The 6,118-nt window shown below is 59.4% G+C and carries 3 protein-coding genes and 3 pseudogenes; 5 read left to right on the top strand and 1 reads right to left on the bottom strand.

The window, feature by feature from the left end:
- The 5 genes and pseudogenes from IFT82_RS20190 to IFT82_RS21600 form a co-directional block, all read left to right on the top strand.
- Nucleotides 1-246, top strand: a pseudogene (locus IFT82_RS20190) (methyl-accepting chemotaxis protein); the annotation flags it as partial.
- A 77-nt stretch (nucleotides 247-323) separates the two neighbouring features.
- A pseudogene (locus IFT82_RS20185) lies at nucleotides 324-1,027 on the top strand (DUF2332 family protein); the annotation flags it as partial.
- A 1-nt stretch (nucleotide 1,028) separates the two neighbouring features.
- A partial coding sequence (locus IFT82_RS21125) for a DUF2332 family protein (RefSeq protein WP_244647034.1) occupies nucleotides 1,029-1,222 on the top strand: 194 nt, incomplete at its 5' end.
- Between the two features lie 584 nt (nucleotides 1,223-1,806).
- Nucleotides 1,807-4,938 (top strand): TonB-dependent receptor, encoded by a 3,132-nt coding sequence (locus IFT82_RS20180; RefSeq protein WP_192129927.1) that lies wholly within the window; start codon nucleotides 1,807-1,809, stop codon nucleotides 4,936-4,938.
- Nucleotides 4,939-4,983: 45 nt separating this feature from the next.
- A pseudogene (locus tag IFT82_RS21600) lies at nucleotides 4,984-5,367 on the top strand (transposase); the annotation flags it as partial.
- A gap of 15 nt (nucleotides 5,368-5,382) precedes the next feature.
- Here IFT82_RS21600 and IFT82_RS20175 read toward each other — a convergent pair.
- Nucleotides 5,383-6,118: IS5 family transposase (locus IFT82_RS20175; protein WP_192129926.1), on the bottom strand; the 736-nt coding region annotated here is incomplete at its 5' end.

Raw genomic sequence — 6,118 nt, 5'->3', positions numbered from 1 at the left:
ATGGACCAGTCGACCCAGCAGAACGCCGCGATGGTCGAGCAAACCTCGGCCGCCGCGCGCAACCTGTCCACCGAGGTCGGCAGTCTCGCCGATCAGGCGGCGCGCTTCGTCACCGCCCGGCGTGGCCCGGCCCGGCCGGTAGCCCGGCAGATGGCGCCGGCGCGCTTCGCCGGCCCGGTCCGCAACCTGCCCGCCGCCGCCGTCACCGCGCTGGTCCGCGCGGATGGCGACTGGCAGGAGTTCTAGACATCTTCCTGTCGGCGATCGAGGCGGCGCCGGACGGAGCGGCGCCGGGCGGCCAGTCCCTGGACGGGGAGGGGGCGGTGCTGGCGCGGCAGGCGGAGGTGCTGCGCGCGCTGGGCCAGCCGTTCGTCGCCGCGCTGCTCGATGCCGGGCAGCGCCAGCTCCACCGGGCGCCGCGGACCGCCGCGCTGATCCGCACCTGGCCGGGGGATGCCGCCGCCGCCGGTCTGGCGATGCGCTTCAACGGCGCGCTGCATGCGCTGGCCCGCGCCGACGGAGGAACCGTGCTCGCCGCGCTGCTCCGCCACGAGCATGACGATGTCGATGCGGCGGTGGGCGCGGTGATCGCCGGACACGACGACTTCATCGTCGGCTGGATGCGCGATCCGCCCCAGACCAACGAGGTCGCGCGCGCCGGGGCAATCATGGCCGCGCTGATGGTCGTGGCCACGACGTTCGACCTGCCCTTCACGCTGATCGAGTTGGGATCGAGCGCGGGACTGAACCTGAACCTGGCCCGTTACCGCTACGATCTGGGCGGTCGCCGGATGGGACCGGAAGCCTCGCCCGTCCTCGTCGCCCCTGTCTGGCAGGGGCCGCCGCCACCCGCCGGCGCGGTACGGATCGCGGGCGCGCGCGGCGTCGACCTGCGGCCGCTCGACGTCACCGATGCCGCCGCGTGCGCGCGGCTGTCCGCCTTCGCCTGGACCGACGATCCACACCGCGCCGGACGGCTGACCCAGGCGATCGCGCTGGCGCAGGCGCATCCGCCGGCGATCGACCGNCCGCGATCGTCGCCGCCATCCACCGCGCCGGCACCCGTGCCGATCCGAGCCGGCCGCTCGCCTGGATCGGGTTCGAGTGGACCGAATGCCGCCGCGAGGTCCGCCTGATGCTCACCTGCTGGCCGGACGGCACCACCCACCACCTCGCCACCTGCCACCCCTACGGCCAGTGGATCAAATGGCTGCATCCCTGACGGGGGATACCTACTATCCCTGTCGTCGCTCCCGACAACCTGCTTCTCGCGGTGATCGCCTTCGAGCCATGCTGATCATGTTTGCGCATGGCTGACGAGATGAATACAGCGATCATTTTCCCTATCCTGAAGAAATTTAGGATATTTTCGAAAACACCGTGGATGGTATTGAGTCGATTCGATGCAGCGCGTCAGAGCGATTGCTTGGCCATGCCGGATATGCCCAGCCAATATTAAAGTAGAAATCATAGTGCAGTAGATAAAACATACTCATAGTAACCCTTTCAATGCGTTCGCAAATACCGGGTACGTTGTCGATCACAAGATTGGCACAAAAACCAACGCTGCCGGTCGATGGCTGATCCCGGTATTGGGCATCATTGAATGGTGTCGCGACTATCTTATAGCCGGCGCACATGAATTGCTATCATTTACGTCTAAATTGGCACGGCTGCTAAAGGGCAGCATTGCGGACTTTTTGCAACTATTTTGCAACGATTCTTGAAAATCCTAAAACCCTATTGCCTGCGGCAAACGTATACGTTCTACTATCTAGGTGTTTTGACATCGCAGGGGGGAAAACGATGGCATTCAAATCTGGAAAGACGCGCTTCAGGTTCTTGGGGAGCGCGATCGGTGCTCTTATCAGCGTCGGTGGCCAAGTCGCTATGATGCCGGCCGCGTCCGCGCAGGGTTTCTCCAGCTTCTCCGCGACCGGTGTCGTTGTTGATGCAAATGGCAAGCCTGTAGAGGGTGCCTTGGTCACGGTGTTGTCGGCTGACCAAGGGTTCACGCGTAGCACACGCACGAATGGAAATGGCAGCTACTCCATCTCGGAACTGCGCAACGGCAGCTATACCTTTACCGTGGAAGCCGAAGGATACGAGACCTATACGGAGGCGGGTGTCCGCCTTGTTCAGGGGGCTGCAGCGAACAGGTTCCGCCTTGTGTTAACCGGGGCGCCCGAAGTAGCGGGAGCGTCCGGCGACATCGTCGTGACGGGAAGTCGCGCTGCAACGTCGGAATTCGACCTGACCACCACCGGGCAGGTGATCAACGTTGCCGATCTGGCAACCAGGGTGCCGGTCGCGCGCAACTTGGCCGCTTTGATCCAGTTGGTGCCGGGCACGGCCGGGGGGTCGGGTGCGTTCGGCGGTCTGCCGTCAATCAATGGCGGCGCAGTGTCGGAAAATGCCTATTTCGTCAACGGCCTGAACATCACCGATTTCCGCAAGGGGCTTAGCCCGGTAGAAGTGCCGTTTGAATTTTACCAGACGGTAGAGGTGAAGACTGGTGGCTATGCTGCGGAGTTCGGGCGTTCGACCGGCGGCTTTACCAGTGCTACGACGAAATCGGGATCGAACGAATTTCATGGCGGCCTCCTGTTTACATGGAATCCAAACGGTCTGCGTTCCTATACCCGCGACACGTTAGGCTCGGATAATGATGGAGGGACCAGCGAAGCCAAGTCGGTGATCGCCCAGTTGTCCGGACCGATCATCAAGGACCATCTGTTCTTTTATGGTCTTTATCAGGCGCGCAACAATAACTCGAGTGGCGGTGGTCGGGCATTTCTAGGTGATCCACGAAATCAGTCCCAGGTTGATGATCCGGCCCAGTATCTGGGTACGTCGCGGTCATACACCCGTTCCGATTCACCCTTCTACGCAGCCAAGATCAATGCAGTCATCATGGACGGACAGCGACTGGAGCTCACCTATTTCAATACAACAAGCGAAAGCGAGATCAATATCTACGGTACGGATGCGGGGGTACGGGCCGACCGCTACAACTATATCACCAATACCGATGGTCCGTACACTGGGCGGTCACAGCAGCGCGGGGGTGGTGAGAATTATGTGGGTCGTTATACAGGCGTCTTCACTAACTGGCTGACATTATCGGCGGCATATGGCCGCAACGAGAATATTGGCTTCTCGCAGCGCTTCAATGCCAGCAATGCCAGCATTCCCTCTGTCACGGATGCCCGCAACCCGCTCAACATCCGTCCGCTGACGATCGCCGGTGGTGGCATCGACAGCAATGAGGACATCCGCAAATTCTATCGTGCCGATGCGGACGTGCGCTTCAATGCATTGGGTTCGCATCATATTCGGTTTGGTTATGATCGTGAAGAATTGTCATCCACGTCGACCAGTCAAGGTGGTGGTGACGGACTAAGCTACGACATTTTCACGGCACAGTCCGGTAATATATACGGTATTCCTGTGGGTACTGATTATGTCCGCCAGACGCGATATGTTCAGTCGGGGCAGTTTGCTTCACTCAATGAAGCCTATTATTTACAGGATAGCTGGTCATTGTTGGGCGACCGTCTCAACCTGAACTTGGGTATTCGCAACGATCGTTTCAGCAACGACAATTCCTTGGGTGAGACATTCTACAAAAGCGGCAATCAATGGGGGCCACGTCTAGGGTTCACCTTCGATCCAATCGGACAACGTCGTGACAAGGTGTACGGCAGCTTTAGCCGTATGTATCTTCCGGTAGCATCCAACACCAACATCCGTCTTACCGGTGGTGAACTTTTCTATACGCGAACCAATATATTTGGTGGACTTGGTGCCGGAAATATTCCGATCCTGGGTTCTGCTGTTCTTTATCCTTCGGCAACAACCTGTCCAGACGACAACATCCGTAACTGTAACGTTACCGGAAATGGGCAGCCAAGGTCTGCCGAGGCTACCGTATCCCAAAATCTGAAGCCGCAATCTGCGGATGAATACATTCTTGGTTACGAGAAGAGATTGGGAGATAAGTGGCGCATTGGTGCATTCTTTAACTATTCAAAATTAAACGAGGTTCTCGAAGATTCTTCGCTCGATGCCGCGATCAACAATTATTGCGTTGCACAGCGCATATCTGGCTGTGGACCGATTTGGGGCGGGTTTCATCAATATGTCCTGATCAATCCAGGCCGCGGTGCAACAGTCACGCTGTTGGATCCGATTAACGGCGAGGCAACGCCGCGCACGGTCGAATTCACGGCGGCGCAACTTGGCTATCCCAAGGCCAAGCGGACCTACAAGGCGATGACGTTCGAGGCGCACCGTGAATTCGACGGTGTCTGGAGTCTCGATGCATCGTACACTTACTCCAAGACGGTTGGTAACTACGAAGGCGGCGTGAAGACCGACAACGGTCAAAGCGACACGGGCCTGACGACCGATTTCGATCAACCGGGCTTGACGCTTGGTACCTATGGCTACTCGCCGAACGACAAGCGTCATGCAATCAAGGTAGCCGGCAGCTATCAGCTTGGGCCTGTGGTCTTGGGCGCTAATCTCCAAGCCTATGCGCCCCGCCGCTACGGCTGTATTGGTTTGGTGCCTGGGAGTGTTGATCCGTATGCGGCTGCTTACGGAGCAGCCGGCCTTTACTGCCAAGTCAACGCAGACGGGAGTATCAATTCCGATCCTTCCGTAACGTCGCCAGTTCAGCAGGTTCGACGTGGTTCGGTGTTCAAGAGCGACTGGTCGTTCGTAAACGATGTGGACATCGCATATAAATTTGACGTCGGCAGCGCATCAATGACCCTGAGGGCATCCGTTTTCAACGTACTTAACCTCAAGCAGAAGCTAAACTTCAACGAAAATGGGACCAACGGTGAGGGCGTAGCGTCTGCTTATTATCGTACTGTTACACAGTATCAGGCCGGTAGAAACGCACGATTGCAGCTTACATTCGACTTCTAAACTAGAAAATATAACGGCGCTAAATGGGTAGGGACGTCGTATAGAATTCATCGAAAACTTGGGTGGCGGTTTAATTCATTCGATTACGGTGAATTAAACCGCCGGCCGTATTCGTCCGACATCAGCGACGAGAAATGGTTTCTGGTAACGTCGTATCTGCTGTTGTGGCGGGAGGATGTGGGGCGGCGAGAGCATGACCTGCGCGAGGTGTTCGATGGGCTGCGCCGCATCGTGAGACGGGTGGGCCATGGCGTGGATGCCGGACGACCTGCGGCCCCGGACGGAGTGGCCCAAAATTGCAGCGACGCGAAGCATCGTTGGAATAGCTACGGAGGGGGCTGTGTGTATTGGCAGACGCAGGGCTGGCTGGCTGCAGGCTGCTTCGAGATGATGGTGGGCGACCATAGGGTCGTGCCGCGGTTGGCGGCCTGGTGCTAGAGGCTGTTATGAACCTGTAGCGCTGGCGATGGCCTGCTTCATCATGAGGCAGGCGAAGGCAACGACGTGAAGTCGCGCGAGTGTTTCGGTATAGCGTTCGTAATCTTTGACGAGGCGTCGGAAGCGTGTGGCCCACGCAAATGACCGTTCGACGACCCAGCGTCGCGGCAGGAGGACGAAACCACGTTTGGCTTCTGGCAGCTTGACGACTTCGAGAGCGATGCCGTGTTTTGCAGCGGCGTTGGCGGCACGCTGGCCGGTATAGCCCTGATCGACCCAGGCATGCTCGACGGCGTCGTCGGTCACGGCCTGCACGGTACGCACCAGGCGCTCCACCTCGCCGCGATCCTCCGCGCTGGCCGGCGTGACGTGGAGCGCCAGCAGATGGCCCAGCGTATCAACGGCCATGTGGATCTTCGAGCCCTTCTTGCGCTTGCCCCCGTCGTAGCCGGCGCGCTCGCCGCTCTCGGGCGTGGACCGCAGCGTCCGGCTATCGATGATCGCAGCAGTCGGCTCGGCCTTGCGCCCCGCCGCCAACCGCAGCACCGCGCGCAGATCATCGACCAGCGCCTCGAAGCAGCCCGCCGCCAGCCATCGCTGCGTCTGCTGGTAGACCGCCGCCCACGGCGGCAGGTCGTTGGGCATCCACCGCCATGGCGCCCCCGTCTTCACGATGTAACGCAGGCCGTTAGAGCGTTTTCCGGCCGACCTGAGTCGAAGGGGATTCACACGGGCGTGCTGA

This window comes from Sphingomonas sp. CFBP 8760 (assembly GCF_014841615.1).
Lineage (GTDB): Bacteria > Pseudomonadota > Alphaproteobacteria > Sphingomonadales > Sphingomonadaceae > Sphingomonas.
Note: the sequence above shows the minus strand (reverse complement) of the source record. Positions and strands in the feature narration are given on the sequence as shown.